The organism is Bacillota bacterium (genome assembly GCA_024655925.1).
GTDB lineage: Bacteria > Bacillota > DTU025 > DTU025 > JANLFS01 > JANLFS01.
This window is the reverse complement of sequence record JANLFS010000001.1, coordinates 71376-74519: the sequence shown is the minus strand read 5'-3', so window position 1 is coordinate 74519 and position 3144 is coordinate 71376. Positions and strand designations below refer to the sequence as shown.

3 protein-coding genes are annotated in these 3144 nt (G+C 56.4%); all 3 read left to right on the top strand.

Going from position 1 to position 3144, the window contains the following annotated elements; all coding sequences use genetic code 11:
- A partial coding sequence (locus NUW23_00325; GenBank protein MCR4424626.1) for a hypothetical protein occupies positions 1 to 1008 on the top strand: 1008 nt, incomplete at its 5' end.
- A 338-nt stretch (positions 1009 to 1346) separates the two neighbouring features.
- On the top strand, positions 1347 to 2396 hold the full coding sequence (locus NUW23_00320; protein MCR4424625.1) for an aminotransferase class I/II-fold pyridoxal phosphate-dependent enzyme: 1050 nt from the start codon (positions 1347 to 1349) through the stop codon (positions 2394 to 2396).
- A 29-nt stretch (positions 2397 to 2425) separates the two neighbouring features.
- On the top strand, positions 2426 to 3144 hold a 719-nt coding region (locus tag NUW23_00315), incomplete at its 3' end, for a hypothetical protein (GenBank protein ID MCR4424624.1).

Sequence of the window (3144 nt, the reverse complement as noted above, 5' to 3'; positions counted from 1 at the left end):
CGTGCGCCCGAGTCGACACCATGGTTGGTGTCGACTCGGGCGCACGCTGTCCCTGAGGAAGATATTCTGCAAAGGTTCGGTGTTGACACCCGGTATGTCTATGCGTATCCACTTGCTGAATGGAATCCAGAAGCTAGTCGGACCAGCTACGTTGATGAATGGGGGGTCCGGTGGGCACGGCCGGAATCGAGCTTCTACTTCGACATCGTGTCACACCCGCTTAGAGATGCTACCCTTCGTGACCTGGAGAGTTACCATTTTCCTATGCGCGATGATGTTCCATGGGACCCCGCCCTGGAGGAGCGAGCCAGGAGGCTCTACGAGAACACCGAATACGCTGTCGTGTCGAACGCCCTTGACGTCGGCCTTTTCGAGAGAGCGTGGTTCCTTCGCGGATTTGAGCAGTTTATGGTGGATTTGGCCCTGGATGAGGATTTCGCGAGCGCATTACTGGACCGGGTGCTTGAATCCAAACTGGACTGTCTCGAGTATTATCTTGACAAAGTCGGCAAGTACGTCCACGTGATCATGCTTGGGGACGACCTTGCAATGCAAGATGGTCCACTCTTCTCGCTGGATTCCTATCGGAGGTTGATCAAGCCCCGGCAGAAAGAGATCAACGATTTCGTCAGGTCGCGAACGAATGCCCGGATCTTCTTCCACTGTTGCGGGTCGGCATATCCGTTCGTCGAGGATCTGTTGGATATAGGAGTGGACATACTCAATCCTATCCAGGTGACCGCGAGCAATATGGACACCGTGAAACTGAAGCGGGAATTCGGGGACTGCCTCGTGTTCTGGGGAGGAGGCTGCGACACTCAATCGGTGCTTCAATTTGGGTCTCCGGCTGATGTCGACCAAGAGGTCAACCGGCGCATCCATGATCTTGCGCCTGGCGGAGGCTTTGTTTTCAACCAAGTTCACTGCATCCAGCCCGATGTCCCCCCCAAGAACATCTGTGCTATGTACGCTGCGGTAAACAAGTACGGGACCTATCCGATTCGATAGCTGCCTGAGAAAAGGCATATGTCAGCAAACAAGCAGGTATCTACCACAGTATTCCGGAAAGAGACACCCAGTAGCCAACCGACACAGCGCTGTGTAGGTCCCGCGGGTAGTCGAATCATGTTGAGACGCCACCTGATGCACATTGAAACACCCATAGGTCTTATGTCGATTGCCCTGTACATGGGCAACCGGGGCTTACCGGCGTCAGGCAGTGGCCGAACTGCGCTAATGAACAGTAGAAATGGTTGGCATGAAAGCGGCATGAATGATTGACTGACTGAGACACCGTCCTGTTGTGAAGGAAGGCCGGAGCAGCAAGCTCTGTGGAGGGTGATTATATGCTCAAGGGCAGAATCGACCTGCGGAGCGACACAGTGACAGAACCAACCGATGAGATGAGAGTCGCTATGCACTACGCCGATGTCGGGGACGACGCGCGCGGCGAGGATCCGACGACCAGGCGACTCGAGGCAATGTCCGCCGAGATGCTGGGTAAGGAGGCCGCCCTTTTTGTCACCAGCGGTACCCAAGGCAATCTCGTGTCCTTGATGGCGTGGACCAAGAAGGGTGATGAGATCATTCTGGAGCATGATTCTCACATCTTCTGGTACGAGGTGGCAGGCGCCGCCGCCATCGGTGGGCTCCTGACGTGGAGAGTAAAAGGGGAGCTGGGAATTATGAGGGCGGAAGACGTGGAGGCTGCGATCCGCCCGGAGAACATCCATTTCCCGGTCACTACCCTGATCTGTCTCGAGAACACACACAACGTTGCGGGCGGCACCGTGATGAATGTGGAGCAGATGAAGGCCATCCACGATGTCGGCGTCAGGCATGGCATCCCCATCCACCTTGACGGCGCACGCATCTTCAACGCTGCCGCAGCACTCGGGGTTTCCACGCGCGAGATCGCTGACTGCTGTGATTCAGTGACGTTTTGTCTTTCGAAGGGATTGTGTTGCCCAGTAGGGGCTGTGGTGGCCGGGCCAAAGGACTTTATAGAACGGGCAAAGAAGGCACGAAAGATGCTGGGAGGCGGCCTCCGTCAGTCTGGGGTACTGGCTGCGGCAGGCATTGTTGCCCTTGAGAAAATGACGGGCCGTGTTGGCGAAGACCACAAGACTGCACGAATCCTTGCGGAATCCATTGCTGAGATCCCCGGGGTCAAGGTGGACCTGCGCACGGTTCAGTCGAACATCGTGAGAATGGATACCACTGGGCTCGGTGTTCCGGCGGCGAAGGTGACAGAAGCACTGGGGCGACGCAATGTGTTGGCGCTTCCTCAGCAGAAATACGCAGTGAGATTCGTCACTCACTACTACGTCACTGAGGACGATGTTCGGACTGCCGCCGATGCCCTGCGCGAAGTGGTAGGGGAACTGGAGTCGTGAGGAACTAGCCTTAAGTGAGGTGTATCTAAGTGGCAGTATTGTACTCATCTGAGACCACTGTGGAGCAGTTGACCGGGCTCAGCCTGAAAGGGACAATGCTGACGGCCACGCAGTACCACGACCGTCGCCACGTGCTCCCCTTCGTACTCTCCAAAGACGGCAGGAACTACCTGTTGGTTCGCCAGATTGAGACCGGCAACGTAGCTGGTGCCGGCTTCTCTCTTATGCCCGTGGTTTTCTTTGCACCGTATTTCCTCCCAAAGCCGATCAGTGGTGTCCATGAGACTGTGGCAGATGCTGTAGTCGCTTTGGCCAGTTCGGAGCCTGTTACTGTAGATCCCTTTACTCCCGCGTCCGTTCTGGTTCAGCTGGAGAAGCTGACGAAAGTCCAGGTCCAACAGGAGCCTGCCGTCGCGGTAAACGCGTTCCGCCTGCGTCGTCGAGATGTCCTTGGGGCTTTCAATCACCATCGCGCTGAGGTAAGCGAAATAGCCCGGCGCCTCACGAAAGGTCACCCAGACTACGACCGACTGGCGCGTTGGTACGAGAATCAACCTAATACCAGCTTTGAGCTGTTGGACAAGATGGCTTCGGACAAAGGACTGTCTGCGATACTGGGGATCTGGGTCACCGACTTTCAGGAGCTTTCGGGCATGCGCGGAACCCTCGCGGAGGATCGAGGATACGCAGCGCTCTACCTGGTTGGCAGGGATGAGACATGGGTGCTGGCTCCTCAGGGTTGGGAGGT